17 protein-coding genes are annotated in these 18,852 nt (G+C 67.0%); 12 read left to right on the top strand and 5 right to left on the bottom strand.

Translation table 11 applies throughout. The annotated features are described in order from the left end of the window. Positions 1–28: 28 nt before the first annotated feature. Positions 29–1,393, top strand: coding sequence for an erythromycin esterase family protein (locus ACGFNJ_RS37370; RefSeq protein ID WP_393459685.1), 1,365 nt, complete (start codon positions 29–31; stop codon positions 1,391–1,393). On the opposite strand, the gene ACGFNJ_RS37365 is transcribed toward ACGFNJ_RS37370, so the two are convergent. Further along, a complete protein-coding gene (locus tag ACGFNJ_RS37365) occupies positions 1,390–2,244 on the bottom strand; it encodes a class I SAM-dependent methyltransferase (protein ID WP_393459682.1) in 855 nt (284 codons plus the stop codon). The genes ACGFNJ_RS37370 and ACGFNJ_RS37365 overlap by 4 nt on opposite strands. Before the next feature lie 245 nt (positions 2,245–2,489). Here ACGFNJ_RS37365 and rpsA point away from each other — a divergent pair, with 245 nt between their 5' ends. Then, the gene (gene rpsA, locus ACGFNJ_RS37360; RefSeq protein ID WP_069165557.1) at positions 2,490–3,971 is read left to right on the top strand and encodes a 30S ribosomal protein S1; all 1,482 of its coding nucleotides are present in this window, start codon (positions 2,490–2,492) and stop codon (positions 3,969–3,971) included. A gap of 102 nt (positions 3,972–4,073) precedes the next feature. After that, positions 4,074–4,706, top strand: a complete 633-nt coding sequence (locus ACGFNJ_RS37355) for a TetR/AcrR family transcriptional regulator (RefSeq protein WP_393459678.1) — start codon at positions 4,074–4,076, stop codon at positions 4,704–4,706. Here ACGFNJ_RS37355 and ACGFNJ_RS37350 read toward each other — a convergent pair. The 3 genes from ACGFNJ_RS37350 to ACGFNJ_RS37340 all read right to left on the bottom strand — a co-directional run bounded on the left by ACGFNJ_RS37350 (position 4,693) and on the right by ACGFNJ_RS37340 (position 8,603). Next, positions 4,693–6,921, bottom strand: a complete 2,229-nt coding sequence (locus tag ACGFNJ_RS37350) for an MMPL family transporter (protein ID WP_393459675.1) — start codon at positions 6,919–6,921, stop codon at positions 4,693–4,695. The two genes, ACGFNJ_RS37355 and ACGFNJ_RS37350, sit on opposite strands and share 14 nt — an antisense overlap. Before the next feature lie 231 nt (positions 6,922–7,152). Further along, positions 7,153–7,815, bottom strand: coding sequence for a hypothetical protein (locus ACGFNJ_RS37345; protein WP_393459672.1), 663 nt, complete (start codon positions 7,813–7,815; stop codon positions 7,153–7,155). Positions 7,816–7,925: 110 nt separating this feature from the next. Then, the gene (locus ACGFNJ_RS37340) at positions 7,926–8,603 is read right to left on the bottom strand and encodes an NAD(P)-dependent oxidoreductase (RefSeq protein ID WP_393459669.1); all 678 of its coding nucleotides are present in this window, start codon (positions 8,601–8,603) and stop codon (positions 7,926–7,928) included. A gap of 86 nt (positions 8,604–8,689) precedes the next feature. Between ACGFNJ_RS37340 and ACGFNJ_RS37335 the strand changes: the two genes are divergently transcribed. Together ACGFNJ_RS37335 and ACGFNJ_RS37330 are read left to right on the top strand one after the other, a co-directional pair. Further along, positions 8,690–9,388 carry a TetR/AcrR family transcriptional regulator gene (locus ACGFNJ_RS37335; protein WP_393459666.1) on the top strand — a complete coding sequence of 233 codons (699 nt, stop codon included), beginning with the start codon at positions 8,690–8,692 and terminating at the stop codon, positions 9,386–9,388. A 22-nt stretch (positions 9,389–9,410) separates the two neighbouring features. Next, positions 9,411–10,355 carry an AEC family transporter gene (locus tag ACGFNJ_RS37330; RefSeq protein WP_393459663.1) on the top strand — a complete coding sequence of 315 codons (945 nt, stop codon included), beginning with the start codon at positions 9,411–9,413 and terminating at the stop codon, positions 10,353–10,355. Positions 10,356–10,361: 6 nt separating this feature from the next. On the opposite strand, the gene ACGFNJ_RS37325 is transcribed toward ACGFNJ_RS37330, so the two are convergent. After that, positions 10,362–11,489, bottom strand: a complete 1,128-nt coding sequence (locus ACGFNJ_RS37325; protein WP_393459660.1) for a hypothetical protein — start codon at positions 11,487–11,489, stop codon at positions 10,362–10,364. 136 nt (positions 11,490–11,625) lie between these two features. Between ACGFNJ_RS37325 and ACGFNJ_RS37320 the strand changes: the two genes are divergently transcribed. From ACGFNJ_RS37320 to ACGFNJ_RS37290, 7 genes are read left to right on the top strand one after another with little or no spacing between them, the layout of a single operon-like run. After that, positions 11,626–13,233 (top strand): ABC transporter substrate-binding protein, encoded by a 1,608-nt coding sequence (locus tag ACGFNJ_RS37320; RefSeq protein WP_393459657.1) that lies wholly within the window; start codon positions 11,626–11,628, stop codon positions 13,231–13,233. Next, positions 13,230–14,210 (top strand): ABC transporter permease, encoded by a 981-nt coding sequence (locus ACGFNJ_RS37315; protein ID WP_393459654.1) that lies wholly within the window; start codon positions 13,230–13,232, stop codon positions 14,208–14,210. The genes ACGFNJ_RS37320 and ACGFNJ_RS37315 overlap by 4 nt, the downstream gene beginning before the upstream one ends. Beyond that, on the top strand, positions 14,203–15,018 hold the full coding sequence (locus tag ACGFNJ_RS37310; protein WP_393459651.1) for an ABC transporter permease: 816 nt from the start codon (positions 14,203–14,205) through the stop codon (positions 15,016–15,018). The genes ACGFNJ_RS37315 and ACGFNJ_RS37310 overlap by 8 nt, the downstream gene beginning before the upstream one ends. Then, entirely contained in the window at positions 15,015–15,842 is an 828-nt protein-coding gene (locus ACGFNJ_RS37305; protein WP_393459648.1) for an ATP-binding cassette domain-containing protein, read from the top strand. Before ACGFNJ_RS37310 ends, ACGFNJ_RS37305 begins: the two co-directional genes overlap by 4 nt. Further along, complete coding sequence (locus tag ACGFNJ_RS37300) at positions 15,839–16,516, top strand: ABC transporter ATP-binding protein (RefSeq protein WP_393459645.1); 678 nt, start codon at positions 15,839–15,841, stop codon at positions 16,514–16,516. Before ACGFNJ_RS37305 ends, ACGFNJ_RS37300 begins: the two co-directional genes overlap by 4 nt. Continuing rightward, entirely contained in the window at positions 16,513–17,490 is a 978-nt protein-coding gene (locus tag ACGFNJ_RS37295) for an ornithine cyclodeaminase (protein WP_393459642.1), read from the top strand. The genes ACGFNJ_RS37300 and ACGFNJ_RS37295 overlap by 4 nt, the downstream gene beginning before the upstream one ends. Further along, entirely contained in the window at positions 17,487–18,824 is a 1,338-nt protein-coding gene (locus tag ACGFNJ_RS37290; RefSeq protein WP_393459639.1) for an alanine racemase, read from the top strand. Before ACGFNJ_RS37295 ends, ACGFNJ_RS37290 begins: the two co-directional genes overlap by 4 nt. The last annotated feature ends 28 nt before the right edge of the window (positions 18,825–18,852 follow it).

Genomic DNA, 18,852 nt, shown 5'->3' with positions numbered 1-18,852 from the left:
GTCCGATTGGCCTCGCGAAAGGCACACCATGAGCCCGCACCCCTCGCTCCGCGATATCGCCCTCGACCTCGATGCCGCCCACCTCGGCTCGACGATCGGCCGGTTCCTGTACACCCTCGATCAGCCGCCGACACTCCTCGGCCTCGGTGAGCCGACCCACGGCGTCGAGGCGTTTCTCCAGTTGCGCAACCAGCTGTTCCGATACCTGGTCGAGCAGCACGGGTACCGCTCGATCGCATTCGAAAGCAGTTGCCTCGCAGCGCTTGTCCTCGACGACTACGTGCGGACCGGCGCGGGTTCGCGCACGGATGTCCTCGCCACCGGCTTCAGTCACGGCTTGGGAGACCCGCCTGCCACCCGCGAGCTGATCAGCTGGATTCGTGACTACAACGCCGATCGTGACCCCGGCGCGCAGATCCGGTGTTACGGATTCGACGCCCCGACCGAGGTGGAGGCCGCACCGAGCCCCCGTACCACCCTGCTCGCCGCACACGCGTATCTGACCAGGCACCTGCCCGCCGAGCGGGTCCCGCACGACGCGCACACCCTCGACACCTGGCTCGGCGACGACGCCGAGTGGTCGAACCCCGCCGCGATGTTCGACGCGGCGCATTCCATCGGCGACACCGAGCGCGCCCGCCTGCTGCGGCTCGCCGCCGACGACATTCTCCAGCGCTGCACCCTCGAGGCACCGGGTCTACGAGAGGTCAGCTCGGACAACGAGTTCGAGCGCGCGTTCCTGTTCGCGCGCACCGCCGTCGGCCTGCTGCGCTACCACGCGGCCATGGCGACTCCGGGATCCGAACGATTCGCCACCCTGCTCGCCCTGCGCGACGCCATCGGGGCGGACAACCTGCTCGCCATCGCCCGCATCGAGAAACACCGTGGCCCCTGCCTGGTTTTCGCGCACAACTCGCACCTCCAGCGGGCCGAGTCGGCGATGTCGTTCGCGGGCGCGGATCAGCACTGGTGGAGTGCGGGTGCGCTCGCCGCGTCGACGTTGGGCACCGAATATGCCTGCATCGCCACGGATTTCGACCGGCGAGCCGATGCCTCCGCAGCGTCCGAGTTCGATGCCGCCGCGGCCAGGAAGGCGGTCGCCGCCGCGGCCCGTGACGCGGGTGTCGCTGTGCCCCAGTGGGCGGCCGTCGAATCCGAGGAAACCGCTGTTGCCGAGCGATCGGACGTTCCTGCGCCCCAAGAAGATACGCACAGTCTGCAGACCGTTCTCGCGGCAGCGACCACCGGTCGCGCGCTGTTCCCGGCGCGCGCACTGGCCACCGCGCTCGACTCGGATGTCCGGGTACGCCCTTCGATGGATTATCGCGTCGCGCATTTCGACCCCGCCCAGCTCGACGGCGTCGACGCGGTCGCCTTCATCGAAACGATCTAGCGCCCTTCCGGTTTCTCGGTGACGAAGATCGCGGTGCCGGGAAAGATCTCGCCGCGCAACGGACTCCACTGCCCCCACTCGCGGTCGAGCCACTCCGGCCAGTCCGGTTCGACGATATCCACCAGCACCAGTCCGGCCGCGACGATCTCGCGGACCCGGTCGCCGACGGTGCGGTGGTGTTCGACGTAGGTCGGCTCGCCATCGCCGTCCACCTCGACATACGGGGTGCGGTCGAAATAGGAGATGGCGGCGGTGAGTCCGGCCGGGCCTGGATCGTCGGGGAAGATCCAGCGCATCGGATGGTTCACCGAGAACACCCAGCGACCACCGGGCCGCAACACTCGGGCGACCTCACGCATCACCTGGGCGGAGTCCGCGACGAACGGAACGGCCCCGAACGCCGAGCAGGCCAGGTCGAAGGACTGGTCGCGGAACGGAAGCAGTTCGGCGCCCGCCTGGATCAGCGGCACCCGCGGCCCGCCCCGTTCCATCGCCGCCAGTCCTCGCGTCAGCATGCCCATCGACAGATCGAGCCCCACCGGATGCGCGCCCTGCCCGGCCAGCCAGCGCGCGCACGGCGCCGAGCCGCAGCCGATCTCCAGGATTCGCTTGCCCGCGACATCGCCGAGGAACCGCATATCGCCCTCGTGCAGACCCTCCGGACACCACACGAACTCACCGCCGGGGGAGTCGACGCCGAGGAAGTCGGCGTGCGTCTCGTGGTACTGGCCTGCGTCCGCATCCCACCAGCGACGGCTGGCTTGTTGACTTGCGGCCGAACCGATCCGGGCGCGCGCCGTCCCTGCGGTTCCGAGCAGTGTGTTTGCCTGCGCATGGCGATCTTCCGACACGCCGTCAGAGTATCCCGGCGTGGCGGCGGGACCGGTTTGCCCGCCCGGACCAAGGTCGCGTACGCTGAACGCGCGAGTGCCTTCTGTACAGCCGTACCGGAGTCAACCACCCGTGCTGAGTTTCACGTGCGTTACGTGCGGTACGTTCCTAGTGTCCGTCTTCACACCATCGCGGTGAATTCGCCAGCGTACCGAAAGTTCCAATGTCCGCAACCGACCACAATCCGTCCGGAGCAAACCGACATATGCCCACCACCGTCACCTCGCCGCAGGTAGCCGTCAACGACATCGGCTCCGCCGAGGATTTCCTCGCCGCCATCGACGCCACGATCAAGTACTTCAACGACGGCGACATCGTCGAAGGAACCATCGTCAAGGTCGACCGCGACGAGGTCCTGCTCGACATCGGTTACAAGACCGAAGGCGTCATTCCTTCCCGCGAACTCTCCATCAAGCACGACGTCGACCCGAACGAGGTCGTTTCCGTGGGCGATGAGGTCGAAGCGCTTGTTCTCACCAAGGAGGACAAGGAAGGCCGTCTGATCCTGTCGAAGAAGCGGGCGCAGTACGAGCGCGCGTGGGGCACCATCGAGGAGCTCAAGGAGAAGGACGAGGCCGTCAAGGGCACCGTCATCGAGGTCGTCAAGGGCGGCCTGATCCTCGACATCGGCCTCCGTGGCTTCCTGCCCGCTTCGCTCGTCGAGATGCGTCGGGTCCGCGACCTCCAGCCGTACGTCGGCAAGGAGATCGAGGCCAAGATCATCGAGCTCGACAAGAACCGCAACAACGTGGTGCTGTCGCGTCGTGCCTGGCTCGAGCAGACCCAGTCCGAGGTCCGCAGCGAGTTCCTGCACCAGCTGCAGAAGGGCCAGGTCCGCAAGGGTGTGGTCTCCTCGATCGTTAACTTCGGTGCCTTCGTGGACCTGGGTGGCGTCGACGGCCTGGTGCACGTCTCCGAGCTGTCCTGGAAGCACATCGACCACCCGTCCGAGGTTGTCGAGGTCGGCACCGAGGTCACCGTCGAGGTGCTCGACGTCGATCTGGATCGCGAGCGGGTTTCGCTGTCGCTCAAGGCGACTCAGGAAGACCCGTGGCGTCAGTTCGCCCGCACCCACGCGATCGGCCAGATCGTGCCGGGCAAGGTCACCAAGCTGGTTCCGTTCGGTGCGTTCGTGCGCGTCGAAGAGGGCATCGAGGGCCTGGTGCACATCTCCGAGCTGGCCGAGCGCCACGTGGAGGTCCCGGACCAGGTTGTCGCCGTCGGCGACGACGCGATGGTCAAGGTCATCGACATCGACCTCGAGCGTCGCCGGATCTCGCTGTCGCTGAAGCAGGCGAACGAGGACTACCACGCCGAGTTCGACCCGTCGAAGTACGGCATGGCCGACAGCTACGACGACCAGGGCAACTACATCTTCCCCGAGGGCTTCGATCCCGACACCAACGAGTGGCTCGAGGGCTTCGACAAGCAGCGCGAAGAGTGGGAAGGCCGTTACGCCGAGGCGGAGCGTCGCCACAAGATGCACACCGCTCAGATGGAGAAGATGGCGGCCGACGCCGCGGCCGAGGCCGCGAACGGTGGCGGCTCGTCGAACTACTCCTCCGAGAGTGGTGGCGGCTCGCAGGCTTCCTCCTCGTCCTCCAGCTCGTCCGAGTCGGCCGGCGGTTCGCTGGCCAGCGACGCGCAGCTGGCGGCTCTGCGGGAGAAGCTCTCCGGCAACGCCTGATAGGTACGTCCGACGAAGGCCCCGGTCCGAATGGACCGGGGCCTTCGCCCTTTTCGCCCCGCTTTCGCAGTGCCAACGGCGCGGCCCGGTATTCTGACTGGGATGTCCGATGCCGCCGTAGAGCTTCCTTCGACTTCCTGGGAGCGCAGGAAGATGGAGGCGATGAGCCGAATCCAGCGGGTCGCGCTGGATCTGTTCGACGCGCACGGGTACCGCAATGTGACGATCGAGCGGGTCGCGGCCGCCGCTGCGGTGTCGCCCAGTTCGGTGTACCGCTACTTCGGCACCAAAGAGATGCTCGTGCTGCACGACGAGGCGGATCCGAAGATCCTGGAGGCGATCCGCACGGCGGGCGGGTCGACGACCGTGGAACCCACCGACCTGATCGCGGTGGCGCGGATGCTCGTCCCGGTGCTGGTGGAATCGCTGCTCACCGAGGAGTCCGAGCGCCGCATCCGCAGTCGACTCTTGTACACCGCAGCGATCCCGGAAATCAAAGCGGCCCAGACCAATCAGATGCGCGACATGGCCGAGCAGTTCCGGGTGTTGTTCGCCGAACGAACCGGCTTCGACCCGAACGACTTACGGGTGCGGATGGCCGCAGCCACCGCCGTCTGGGGCTGTGTTGCGGCCCTGGATCATTGGGCGGGAACGGATTTCGCCGACCGGCTCAAGGACGTCTACACCAGAGCGGTCGGCGCGATCATCGACCAGATCGAGATCATTTTCCGATAGTCGCTGGCGCCGAACGCGATCCGAAGGTCGGCAACCACCAGTTCCACCGGCCGAACAGTCGCATGAACGCGGGCACCAGGATCAGCCGAACCAGGATCGCGTCGATCGCGATGGCGACGGCAAGCGCGAAGCCGACCTGCTTGAGCTCCAGCACATCTGCCGTCACGAAGCTGGCGAACACGGCAACCATGATGGCGGCCGCGGCGGTGATCGGCCTGGCCGTCCGCTGCAACCCGTCGGCGACCGCCGCCGCATTGTCGTGGTTGGCATCCCAATGTTCCTTCATGCGCCGGATCAGGAACACCTCGTAGTCCATCGACAGGCCGAACAGCACCGCGAACACCAGCATCGGCAGATAGATCTGCAGGAACCCGGTGCTCTGGAAACCGAGAATGCCTTCACCGATGCCGGTTTGGAACACCGCGATGGTGATGCCGAGGGCCGCACCGGTCGCCAGCAGATTCAGCAGGATCGCCTTGAGTGCCAACACGATACTGCGGAACGCGACGACCAGGAAGATCAGAGAAACGGCGAGCACCAGGGCGATCAGCACGGGGAAGCGGCTGACGATCCGATGCGACACGTCGACGAACAACGCCGACGTGCCGCCGACCCGGATCTCCGCGTCGCTGAGACTCGCAGCGCGGGAACGGATATCGGAGACGAGATCGGTGGCCGCGGTCGACCCGAACGTCGTCTTCGGGATGACGGCGGCGAACATCCGGCCGTCCGCGTACTGCGGCAGGACGGCGGCGATCCGCGGGTCACGGGAGAGCTCGGCGAGGAACCGATCGGCTTCGGCACGGGCGTTGCCGGACAGCGGTGCGGTCGCCGCCCCGGTGGCGACCACCTCGATCGGTCCGAGCAGGCCAGGGGTGAAGTTCTGTTCGACCAGGGTGATGGCCTGGCCCGATGGGCGATCGCCGAGCGAATTGAGCCCCATGTCCACGCCGTATCGGAGGCCGGTGAGCGGGGTTGCCGCCAGGAGCAACAGTGCGACGCCGACCACGCCGAACAGCACCGGCCGTGCCATCACGGTGTGCGCCCACCGCGCCCAGCCGCTGGACGCCGTCGTCGCACGCACCTCCGCGGGCCGCATTCGCTCAGGGATAGCGCCGCGATTCACCGCCGGGCCCAGCGTCGCGAGCAACGCAGGAAGCAGGGTGAATGCGGCGCCCATCGTTGAAACGACCGCGGCGATCACGCCGACGGCGATGCCGTTGAGCATCGGTAGACCAACGACCGCCAGCGAGCACAGCGAGATCATCACGATGAGCCCAGAGGCGAGCACCGTGCGCCCGGTCGTGTCCATCGCCGTGCCGACCGCCTGCGCAATCGCGGTGCGGTCCTTGCGGTTTCGGACACCGCGCTGCGTCAGCTCCTCGTTGAAGCGGCTCACGATGAACATCGCGTAGTCGATCGCGGTGCCGGTGGCGATCATGGTGGCGATCGACAGCACCATCGAGTCGAACGCGAGGAAGCTGGTCAGGCCGAACAGGATGCCGACGGCCACCGCGATCCCCGCCGCGGTCACCGTGATCGGCAGCAGCGCAGCGACCAGGGCACCCAACGCCAGCACGAGCAGCACCGTCGCCACCGGGAGGCCGACGGCTTCCGCGCGTTGCATATCGGCTGTCTCGATGTCCATGAGATCGGCCTGGATCGGCGCGTAACCACTGAGCATCACCTTGACGTCGGTGGTCGATCCCGCTGCCAGGGCTTCGCGCAGCTCGCGGACGACCTGGACGCGCGCCGAGATGTCCCCGTCGACGCCGACGACGGCGAAAGCGGTGTGCCGATCGGCGGAGATCTGAGCGGCGTTGCCCTGGAACGGCCCGACGGCCCCGGCCACACCCTTCGTCTGCTTGGCGACATCGAGCGCTCGATCGATCGCCGCCCGATAGTCGGGAGCGTCGACGGTGTCTCGGGCCGAATGGAAGACGACCACGTCCTGCTCGGTCCCGAACTGCGAGAAGTGTTCGGCGACAAGGCGATCAACCTCAACCGACTCCGACCCCGGCACGGAGTAGTCAGGTGTCCCCAGCCGCCCGTGCAGCGCGGGATAGGCCGCGGCGCCGATTACCACGAGCAGCAGCCAGACGCCGAGCACCAGCTTGCGATGCCTGGCCATCGCCGCACCCCACCGCCCCGCCGCACCCCACCGCGGTGCGGGCTGAGTTGGTTCGGGCCGTTCGAGGATCGAGGTATGCGCCATTGCTGCTCCCCAGAAGTCATACCTGATAGTCACTATCAGGTTCTCCCGGCAAGCATAGGAACACTAAGCAAAAATTAGCAAGGCACTCTCACGTAACCCTCAGGTCCGCACCTCCCGCCGCCAAGGCGGGATCCGCACCCTTTGTCGCAATCCGCACCCGTTCTGGGCGGCCGGAAGGTGTGCGGATCCACAGAGCGGGTGCGGATTCTTGATCCGAGGTCGGGCCCGGGGTTACTCGGCAGGTGCGTCGGCGCTCGGCCATGGATGGCAAGGGCCGAGTGGACCGACTGGTCTGTTTGGATCGCGTGGCGAGAGTTCTGAGCCCGCGCTCGACCCGCCGACGAGCCGAGCGCGCAGCCGCCGCGCGGGCTTGGTTGTTCCGCGTTGCACGACCGGTGTACTGCTCGGCGGCACCGCGGGTTCGTTCGGCGCGACAACCTGCGCCGTCGTCAGCGCGACGACCTGGATCTGCTCCAGCCGCAGGCCGAGCCCGGCGAGCCGGGCGATGACCCCGAGCCGGTGTTCCGGCATGCCGGGCCGAATCGGAAGCGGGTCCCTGCCCGGCAGCCGCAGCACATAGGTCCGGGTTTCGGCGTCGAAGACGATCGGCGCGCCATCCCGGACGGCCCGATACGAGTCGAGGTCGAGATCGCTGTGCCGAACCGGATCGATCATCAACGCCTCGATCAGCCGCTCGGCATGCGACATGCGCATGTCCCGGTCGTCCGGGTCGAGGTACTCCACCTGCCGTGCCACCCGCCACCGGTATCCCTCGGCGGCGGACCGCAGCAGGTACCGGTGCCGTTCGATCTCGGCCGCCAGCTCGATCAGCCGATCATGATCGATGGACATCGGATCACGGGGGTCGGGCGTCGAAGCTGGGACGTCAGGCATGCTGCCTCCTCGGTCGAGTTGCGAATTACCTTGCGCGACAACTCGATCGACGTCCGACCTGTAAACAAGTATGGCAGAGGGGTACGACAAGTAACGGCGCCGCCGAGCCGTCAGTAACCGACGGTGAAGCGACGCTGGGGATGGCGGGGGAGTTCGGCTTCGTCGAGCAGCGCGACGGCGACGTCCTCGGCGGAGATATCGCTGCCGCCGAGCAGTAGCTGGTCGCCACCGACGCGGAAACGTCCAGTGCGCGTGCCGGACTGGATGAGCCCGGCCGATGGGCTGAGATAGGTCCAATGGCGATTGGACAGCCGGTAGACGTTCAACGCATCGCGGAGTGCGCGCACGACTGTGTGGTACTCGGCGGGCACTCCCAGTACCTCGGTGAGCGTCGTGGTGAACTCCTCGCCGGTGTCGACCAACTGCACTCCCGGCGCGACTTCCAGGCTGCCCGCACCGCCGACCGCGATCACCCGAATGCGTGGATGTCGTTCGAGCGCACGCACCATCGCCTGCGCGCCGAGCACGAAATCGCCCGCGTTGGCGATGGTGTCCGCGATGCCGTGGCCGGCGTTCACCGCGCTGATCACCACGTCGAGACCGGTGATTGCGGTCGCGATGCTGTCGGTGTCGAGCCAGTCCGCGACTCGCCAGTCCGCCTCGCCATGCTCGGCGGGAAACCGCGCGGCGTCCCGGGTGAAGGCCGTGACCCGGTGTCCCCGCTCCACTGCTTCGGCCACTACCCGGCCGCCGATGACGCCGGTCGCGCCGAAAACTCCGATGTCCATTGCTGCTCCTACACAGTGATCATTTACTACACGCCGTTCAGAAACGGTACGGCAGATAGTAGTCAAACGCTGTAGAGTGTCAATTCGTGGAGGTCGTACAAAGTCGCCGAGAACGGCTACGGGCCCAGGCGGCCGAGGAGATCAAGTCGATCGCGCTGCGCCTGCTGGCCGAGGGCGGACCGGACGCGATCTCGTTGCGCGCCATCGCCCGTGAGATGGGCATGACCGCGGGTGCCCTCTACGGCTACTACGCCACCCGCGACGACCTGATCTCCACCCTGATCTCCGACGTCTACACCGCACTCGTCGATCGGGTCGAAGCGGCCAGAGACGCTGTCCCCGAAGCTGATCCGGCCGGCCGCATCATCGCATGGGGCGAGACGGTGCGCGCGTGGGCGGTCGCTGCTCCCGCGGAGTTCCGGCTCATCTACGGCGACCCGGTCCTCGGCTATCGACCGCCGCCCGGCGGACCCGCGGCAGCGGCGGCGCTGCGTGCGTGCACCGGACTGGTCGGCCTCGCCGTCGCCGCCTGGCCGCACGCGGCGGAACTCCAGACGATCGGGCAGACCACGTGGTCGGATTTCGATGCGGATCTGGTTGCGCACGTTCGCGCGGACTTTCCTGACCTGCCGCCCGCGGCGCTCGCGCTGGCGTTGCGGATGTGGGGCCGGATGCACGGGCTGATCGCGCTGGAGGTCTACGGTCACCTGCGTCCGCAGGCGCAGGATCCGGCGAAACTCTATCGCGCCGAGATGCTCGATCTGGTGCGCTCACTCGGGCTGTAACACCGCAGGCTAGGTTCGGTGGGTGAGTGATCTTGTCGCTACCGTCGGAAAGCTGGCGCCGGTGGCGCTCGTGTTCGGTGGCGGTGTGGTCTTCGCGCGCCGCAAGATCATCGGGGCCGACACGTCGAAGGCCTTCTCCGACTTCGCCTTTCTCTTCGCGATTCCGTGCTACCTGGCAGGCTCGCTCTACTCGAGCGACCTCGGGCGGCTGTTCGACCCGCGCGCGATCGCCGCGTACCTGGTTACTGCGCTAGTCGGCATGCTCGCCGTCGGATTTTGGTCGCGGCGGACCGCCGACGCCAGGGGCGTCGCATTGCGCATCATGGCCGGCGTGCAGGTCAACACGACCTACTTTGCGATTCCGGTCTTCGTGCTGCTCTTCGGCGACGCGTCCCCGATCTTCCCGATCATCCTGCTACAGGTCTGTGTGCTCACCGTCGTGGTCATCGCCGTCATGGAATTCGGTGCTGGGCAAGAGCATTCGGATAAGCCCGCACACGGCGCCGCGTTGCGCGGGGTGCGGGCGGCGCTGGCGACGCCGATCGTGGTGGCGTGCTATCTCGGGATCGCCGCGAACGCGGTCGACGTGCCGGTGCCGCGCTGGCTGCTCGATGCGCTGTCGTTCGCGGGCAATGCCGCTGCGCCCGTTGCCTTGTTCGCCATCGGGCTGCACCTCGGCGGCACTGGCTTACGCCTGCGCGGCGCCGCGCGCGACGAGTACGCGCTGATCGCGTTCAAGTGCCTGGTCTTCCCGGTGCTCGCGCTGCTGATCGGCAAGTACCTCTTCGGAATTGGCGGTTCCTGGTTGACCTACCTGGTGCTGATCGCCGCCATGCCCGCGCCGCAGAACCTGTTCATCTTCGCCCAGCGTTACGACACCGACGTCGATCTGGCCGCCGCGATCGTGGCCAAGACCTCGCTGCTTGCGTTGCTGTTGTTGCCTGGGTGGTTGCTCGTTGCGCGATGAGCGAGGTCAGAACCCGAGATATCCGATGGTTGCCGCGAACATGGTCCCGGTGAACAGCGGCCAGAAGATGATTTTGGGCAGCAGGTTTTCGCGCCAATGGATCACCTTGGCGAAGGCGCCGGAGAGCAGCACGGTCGCGTTGAGCGCGACCAGCAGGGTCATCATGTACAGCGTGAAATACCAGTATTCGATGTAGGAAATGCCTGCGGAACCGACCTCCGTGCGGACCGCGTTGTCGTTGACCGCGACGACCAGCACCGTCGACACCGAGAAGGTGATGATCGCGAAGGCGGTGAAGCCGGAGATCGGCCGCCGATCCGGATCGGTGGTGATGACGAACAGCGAAAGGAACATCAGTGACGCGAGCAGCATCACCGGCACGATTCGCCCGATCAGCGGGCCGAGCAAGCCGCGGCTGACGCCGACGTTGAAATACAATTCGTCGGTATTGGACAGGCCGGGGCGTTCCAGCATGCTGTATTTCTGGTGGAGCATGCTGTACACCGTGTAGTCCGGCTTCCAGTCACCGAACACGAGGCCGGGGTCCAAGCCGAAGAGCGCATCCGGATTCCACGGCGGGAACGACTCGAAGCTTGGCACCAGCTGGACCGGGTTGGTCATGTCGATCGGCCGCATCCGCAGCCAGATGTCTTGGTGGTCCAGGGGATAGTTCTCGTAATTGAACTGCTGGCGAATGATCGTCGAGAAGGACCAGACGACCACCTTGGTGTCGCCGAGCGGATATTCGAAGACCTTCTTGAGGCAGTGCGGGTCCTCGGCCTCGAGCAATAACACGCCGAGCTCGATCTGGTCCTCGGGAAATCCGGGCACGATGTGCTGCCAAATATGGCCGGTTGCTTTGACGTTGTGCGCGTTGACGAATTGCAGCGAGCTCACCAGTACGCCGGTCGGCAGCAGTGGGATGACTTTGTCCTTCGGCATACGCGGCGCGATTGTGTTCTGCACCTCCGCCATATTCGTGACCGTGGTGCCGACATCGGCGACCGGCGCATGCCGGTTGCCGACATGCACCCACGAGGTCACGGTGCCGAGGGCGAACAGCAGGGACACGGCGAGGGAGCCGAACCACAGCAATGGCCGCCATCGGCGCGAGATCATCTCCCTGATCGCCACAGCCGTGAGATTAGCTCGAGGTTAGCCCGAGGTGTGTGAGCCGCGCGCCGGTGTCGCGGGTCGTGTCCGGCTTGGTGTATGTGTCTCATTTCACAAATGCTAATGAAAATCGTTATCGGTAGTCTACGATGCTGACATGGCTTTGTTTCGGATCGGAATCTGTGCTGCCACAACGGCATTCGTAGTAGGGCTGACGGCATGCGCGGCGCCAGGGCAGACGTCCGGTACTCCCGAGCAGTTCGTGGTGATCGACACCGAGGAGCTCGGCGACTTCAGTCCGCTGCTCGGGCACGGCAAGAATGGTGAGTCGAAGATCTTCGAGAGCCTGTACCGGGTAGCAGAGGGCGTGGACGATCGGATTCCGGCGGCGATACCGGTACTGGCCGCAGGCCCGCCGGAGCCGATCGACGGCGATCTGTCGCGCTGGCGGGTCACGACGCGGTCCGGCATCCGCTTCTCGGACGGGAGCTCCTTCGGTCCGGAAGACGTTGTGGCCACCTATAACTCGCTGATCGATCCGGCCTTTGCCGCCCCGATCGCCGCCGACTACGACTTCCTGCGCAGCGCGAAGCAGACCGGGCCGGATACCGTCGAGTTCCAACTGACCGGGGCCTACGCGGATTTCGATCACCGACTGTTCGTGGCGATCGCGCCCGCAGAGTCGTTCGCGCAGCCGGGGCCCGCCGATCGTGCCGAGCTCAACCGGCATCCGATCGGCACCGGGCCCTATGTGCTCACCGAGTCCCGGCCCGATCAAGTGGTGCTCACCGCGCGGGCGGACTACTGGGGTGAGCAGGCGCAGGTGCGGCGGTTCGTCATTCGGCGCAGCGACGACGACAACGCCAGGGCCAGCCAACTGCGCGACGGCGCCGACGGGACGGTGCTGCCGCCGGAGCTGGCGCAGGCCGCGGCGAAGGACGGCTATCGGGTCGTGTCCGCCGTCGCCAATGATTGGCGTGCGATCACGTTGCCGTCGGGGAATCCGGTGGCGGGAGATCTCGCGATTCGCCGCGCACTGAACGTCGCCGTCGACCGCAAGGCGATGGTCGAGCACATTCTCGGCGGTCACGGCACCGCCATGTCCACGTTGGTCGGCCCCGTGTACGGCGAAACCTACGACCCGGCCCAGGATTTCATCCACGATCAAGTCGAGGCTGCGCGCGTGCTCGACGCCGCAGGCTGGCGGGTCGGCGCGGACGGCATCAGAGCCAAAGACGGTCGCCGCGCGGCCTTCGAGATCGCTTACTACCCAACGGAAGTGCTGCGCCGGGATCTGACGATGGCGGTGGTGTCGGACGCGAAGAAGGTCGGCATCGAGATCACCCCGGTAGCCGTGGACAAGGCCAAGATGACGCCCGCGTACCTGGCGCAGACCGCGTTCATGCTCGGCGGCGGCGGTCAGCCCTACACGGTGGACGGCCAGCTGTACACCAAACTCCACTCCCGTTACGCCACACCGGGTGTCGGCTCCAAGTGGGACAACGCCTCGGACTATGTGAACCCGACGATCGATCAGCTGCTGGATGCCGCACGCGCAGAGCTGAATTCGCAGCGGCGGACCGAGCTGTACCGGCAGGTGCAGGCCGAGTACCACCGCGATCCGGCGATGCTGGCGTTGGTCGCCACCAACCACGTCTACGTGGTGCGCGACAACGGCTGGCGGATCACGCCGACGGCGCTCGAACCGCACTCGCACGGCGTCGCGTGGGGTCCGTGGTACGGCCTGTCCCGGTGGACCCGATGACCGGTGGCGGCAGGGCGGGAAAGCTGATCGCGCGCCGCCTCGTTTTTGCGGTTCCGCTCGCCGGACTGGTCTCGCTCGCGGTGTTCGCGCTCGCCGCGGCCAGCCCGTTCGACCCGCTCGACGCGTACCTCGGTGCGCACGGCGACGGGTTCACCGAGGCGCAGCGTATGGAGCTGCGAGACCGGCTCGGCTTGGGGCACAGTTGGTTCGACGCTTGGCGAGGCTGGGTCGGTGACCTGGTGCACGGCGAGTTCGGTGAATCGCGCTCGTATCGGCAACCGGTCGCCGAGGTGCTGGTCGAACGGCTGCCGTGGAGTCTGCTGCTCGGTGCGCTCGGCGGGGTGATCGCCCTGGTGCTCGCGGCGCTGCTCGGTGCCTGGGCGGGACTACGTCGAGGCGGGCTCGTCGATCGGACGATCAGTGCATGTGCTGTTGTGCTGCAAGCGGTTCCCCCCTTCGTGCTCGCACTCGGCGCGGTGTTGCTGTTCGCCCTGACCTTGCGCTGGTTCCCGGCGTCGGGGCTGACCGACCCAGGTGGCGCGGTCACCGCGGCGTCGACGGCACGGCATGTGGTGCTGCCTGCTGCTCTGCTCGGCGTGACCCAATTGCCGTGGCTCGTGCTCGGTTTGCGCGAGACCGTGGCCGGCACGCTGGACAGCGACGCGATCAAGGGCGCGCGGGCCCGCGGTATGCCGTGGCGGGTCATCGCCTTTCGGCATGTGTTGCCGGTGGCGGTGGTGCCGTTCCTGGCGCTCTGCGGTGCCAGGCTGCCGGAGCTCGTGGTCGGCGCCACCGTGGTCGAGACCATCTTCAGCTGGCCGGGATTGGGGTCGGCGACCGTCGAAGCCGCACGCAGCGTGGACTTTCCGCTGCTCGCGATCCTCACCGTGCTGATCACCGTGGTGGTACTGCTCGGCAACCTGGCCGCGGATGCGGCGGCGGTGCTGATCGATCCACGGATCGACGCCGATGGGTAGGCCCGCGGTAGTCCTCGCCACCGTCGTGCTCGTCGCGGCGGTGCTGTACGCGGGTGTGGTTCCGGTGTTGCGGCCGGTGGACGACGCACTGGTGGACTTCGCGATCAGCCGACGACCACCGAGCCTCGAATTCCCGTTCGGCACCGACAATGCCGGGCGCGACGTCTTCGTGCGGGCGGCCGAGGGGATGCGCAGCTCGTTGCTCATCGCGGCGGCGACGGCACTCGGTGCGGCAGTGGTCGGTGCGCTGGTCGGCGTGAGCGCCGGTGCGCTCGGCGGTTGGTGGGATCGGATCGCGATGCGGGTGGTCGACGCGGTGAACTCGTTGCCGAGCCTGTTGCTCACGCTGCTGATCGTCGCCATGTACCGCGGCTCGGTCCTTGCCATCGTGGTCTCGCTGGTGCTCACGCATTGGACCTCGATCGCGCGTGTGGTGCGCGGCGAGGTGCTCGCGGTGCGGCATGCCGAATTCGTGCAGGCGGCCCGGCTGCGCGGGGTGCCGCAGTGGCGGATGATCCGGCAGCACTTCGTTCCGGTCGCGATGGGGCAGATCTTGATCGGGGTGGTGCTGTTGATCCCGCATGCCATCTGGCACGAGTCGACGCTGTCGTTCCTCGGTGTCGGTCTGCCGCCGCACCGGGCGTCGTTGGGCACGTTGCTGTCCGACGCACAGGCGTCGATCCTGCTGGGGGACTGGTGGTTGCTGGTGTTCCCTGCGGGCGTGCTGACCCTCGTCACCCTCGCGGTGGCGGTGCTCGGTCGGTCGTGGCAGCGGAAAGCCCAAGCGCTTCAGGAGGTTTCGTCGTGACTTTGACACTCCGAAAGGTCAGCGTGCGGGTGCCGCTCGCGCCGGGCCGGGTGGTGCACGCCGTCACCGACGCGGATCTGGTGGTGCGCCGCGGCACCGTGCACGGGCTGATCGGCGAATCGGGTTCGGGGAAGTCGATGTTGGCCGCGACGATCACCGGGCTGCTACCGAAGCGAGCACGAATGACAGGTGAGGTGTCATTGGCGCTCGACGGTCGAACGTTGGGCACCACCGAGATCCGCCGGTCGCGTGGCCACGCTGTGGCGTGGGTGCCGCAATCGGCGATGACCTACTTCACGCCGGTGCGCCGAGTCGGCCCGCAACTGGCCGAGACGATTCGATATCTGGGCACCGCCCACCGCCCGGCCGACCTGTTCGCCGAGGTCGGCTTGGAAGTCGAGGCGCTGCAGCGGTATCCGCACGAACTCTCCGGCGGCATGGCTCAGCGTGCGGCGATCGCGTTCGCACTGGCCGGGGATCCGGCCCTCATCATCGCCGACGAGCCGACCTCGGCACTCGACGCAGAGCGGGCGGCGGCGATTCTTCGGTTGCTCGGCGACTTCGCTGCCCGGGGCGGCCGTGTCCTGCTGGTCACGCACGATCTCACCGCGTTGCGTGCGTCGGAGATCTGCACCGACGTCTCGGTCATGTACGCATCGCGGATCGTCGAGATCGGGAGCGCCGCTGTCGTTCTCGACGAACCGGCCGAGCGGTACACGCGGGACCTACTAGCGGCTTTGCCGGAGAACGGCTTGCATCCACTGCCGTTCGCCACTCCGGAGCTGGTGAATCTAGCTGCCGACTTTCGGTACGGCACCCGATGACCGGCCGCGCGCTTGCCGCACACGGTGTTTCACTGCGATTCGGTCGGCGTCCCGTCCTCACCGAGGTCTCCCTGGCGATCGGCCGAGGCGAGGTGGTCGGGCTGGCCGGCCCGTCGGGAGCGGGCAAAACCTCACTTGCCCAGGTCATGTCGGGGCTGCGCGCGCCCGACAGCGGGACCGTGACCTGTGACGGTTCGCCGCTGCCTCGGCGCAAGACCGGCCGGATCGCGATGCTGTTCCAGTCACCGCGCCGATCCTGCGATCCTCGGATGACCCTGCGACAGTCGATCGTCGAGCTCGCGCGGGGATCGGTCGACTGGGACGCCATCCTCGAATCTGTCGGCATGACACCGGATCTGCTGGACAGATATCCCGTGCAGGTGTCCGACGGCCAACTGCAGCGGGCCGCCGTCGCCAGGGTTCTCGCGTCGAAGCCCGACTACCTGCTCTGCGACGAAATGACGGCGATGCTCGACCCGGCCACCACGGCCACCGTCGCGCGCACCGTGACCGGCCTGGCCGGAACAGGTGTCGGGGTCCTGTTCATCAGTCACAACCTGCCGCTGCTCACCGCGTGCACGGACCGAATCGTGCACCTGGACAGCCGTTCCGCGGCGCCCGCACGACACGCGGGCCGCCCCCTCGATTCGCACAACGGCATCGGAGTTCTATGACTAACGCACTGCATATCCTCACCCGCACCGATCTGGCCGATATCGACATCCCGCCCGCCGAGATCATCGAGCTGGTCGAGGACGGCTATCTGGCGTTCGCGCGGGGTGACTCGCGCTGCCCGGTCAAGCTGATGATGCCGATCCCGAAGCCGGAACGCGACGCGGTGTCGTATTCGATGCTGGGATACGACGGCTCGCTCGAGCATCTCGGTTTCAAGACCTCCTATCGGCAGGGCAGCGAGAGCGCCGAGAAGTACTACACGACGATCAGCCTGTACGACGACACCACCGGACTGCCCTTCGCGTACATGGATTGCCAGCGGGTCGGGGCCGCGAGGACACCGGCCACCACGGCCATCATCGCGAAACACAGTGCCCGTGCCTGCGCTACCAGCGCACTGATGATCGGCACCGGCGTGCAGGGCCGAAACACCCTGCCCTATCTGCTGACCGCTCTGCCGCACTTGGAGCGGCTGCGTCTGTTCGGCACTCATCCCGACGGGATCGCGGAAAGCATTGCTGCGCTGCATCGCTGGTTTCCCGAGCGGGAGATCGACCTCGTCGACGATGTGCCGACCGCGGTGGCCGAGTCCGACATCGTCGTCGTCGCCTCCGGTCGGGCCGCGCATCCCAAGGTGCGCACCGAATGGCTGCCGCCGGGCGGCTTGCTGATCTCGGTGGCCAGCAAGGGCGTCGAGAGCGGTGCATTGCGCGCAGCCGACTATGCGATCGCCACCAGCGCTGGACAATTGGGCGTCACCGGCGCTCGGCTGGCAGGCCCGGCCGGCCAACCCGAGATCGATGCGGAGCTGCCGGACATCGTTGCCGGGCGGGCATCAGGCAGATCCGGTGCGGACGATCGGGTGTTCGCGTTCGCCAGCGGCATGATCATCACCGATATCCCGGTGGCGTATGCACTGGCGACGCGTGCGGTGGCAGCGGGACGTGGGCAGCGGGTGGAACTGTGGTCGTGAACACGGTCGATCTCCCGGTTCTCCCTGCGCTGGAACAGGAATGGCTGCGCAAGGTTCGCAGCGATCCGCACCTGCTCTTCGACATCCAGCACGCCGTCGGCGGCCCGTTCCATCTCGTCTACCCCGACCAGCTCGGTGCGAACCTCCGGTCTTTCCACCAGACGCTGGCCGGGCATCGCGTGCGCGGCCAGGTCTACTACGGCAAGAAGGCCAACAAGGCGGGCTGCTGGTTGCCGACGATCGCCGAGCTCGACGGCGCCGTCGATGTCGCGAGCGAGCCCGAATTGGTGCATGCACTGGCGCACGGCATCCGCGGGCGCGATATCGGGGTGACCGGTGCCGCGAAAACCGATGCGCTGCTGCGCCTCGCGGCCAGGCACGACTGTGTGGTCGCGATCGACGCGCTCGATGAGCTGGCACGGATGGCGGCAATCGCGGTGCAGGCCGGGCGGGCGCGGATTCTGTTGCGGCGGCTGCCGCCGAACGCGCCGCACAGCCGATTCGGTTTGTCCGCAGCCGATCTGGCGACCGCGATCACCCGGTGCGCGGAACTGCGGGATCGGATCGAACTCGTCGGGTTCTCCTTTCACCTCGACGGCTACGCGGTGGCGCCGCGAGCCGAACTCGCCTACGAGCTGATCAGGTTGTGCGCCAAGGTGAAAGCACAGGGTCTGCCGGTCGACACCCTCTCGATCGGCGGCGGTTTCGCCTGCCGCTACCTCAGCGACGACGACTGGCACGGCTTTCTCGCCGATCGCCGCGACGAGTGGTTCCACGCGGGGAAGCGGTTCGAGAAGTTCTATCCCTACGCGCAGGGCCCGACCGGCGCCGACATGCTCGATGCGATCCTCGCGACCACCTTCGACGGCCGCACACTCGCAGCGCACCTGCGCGACAACGCTATCCAGCTCTTCGTCGAGCCGGGACGGGCGCTGCTCATCGACGCGGGGTGCACCGTATTCCCGGTTCTCGGCTACAAACAGAACGCGGACTACGGCATCACCACCGTGCACGGCCTCAGCATGAGCGTGTCCGAACAGTGGAAGGGCAGTGAATTCCTGCCGGACCCGATCCTGGTGCCTCGACGTCGCGATCCGGCGGCGGCACCGGTCGCCAGCTGTGTCGGCGGCGCGAGCTGCATGGAATACGACGTGCTCACCTGGCGCAAAGTGCGGCTGCCGCAGCGCCCAGCGCACGGTGATCTGCTGCTGTATCCGAATACGGCCGGCTACCAGATGGATAAGAACGAGAGCGAGTTCCATCAGCTGCCGTTGCCGCCCAAGGTGGTCGTCTCCCATCAGGACGGCCGGATGATGTGGAGGTTGGACACGTGAAGACTGTGGCCGACGCAGTGGAGCGGGA

The organism is Nocardia sp. NPDC049149 (assembly GCF_043197455.1).
Lineage (GTDB): Bacteria > Actinomycetota > Actinomycetes > Mycobacteriales > Mycobacteriaceae > Nocardia.
The sequence above is the reverse complement of the archived record's forward strand: the minus strand, read 5'-3'. Positions and strand labels throughout refer to the sequence as shown.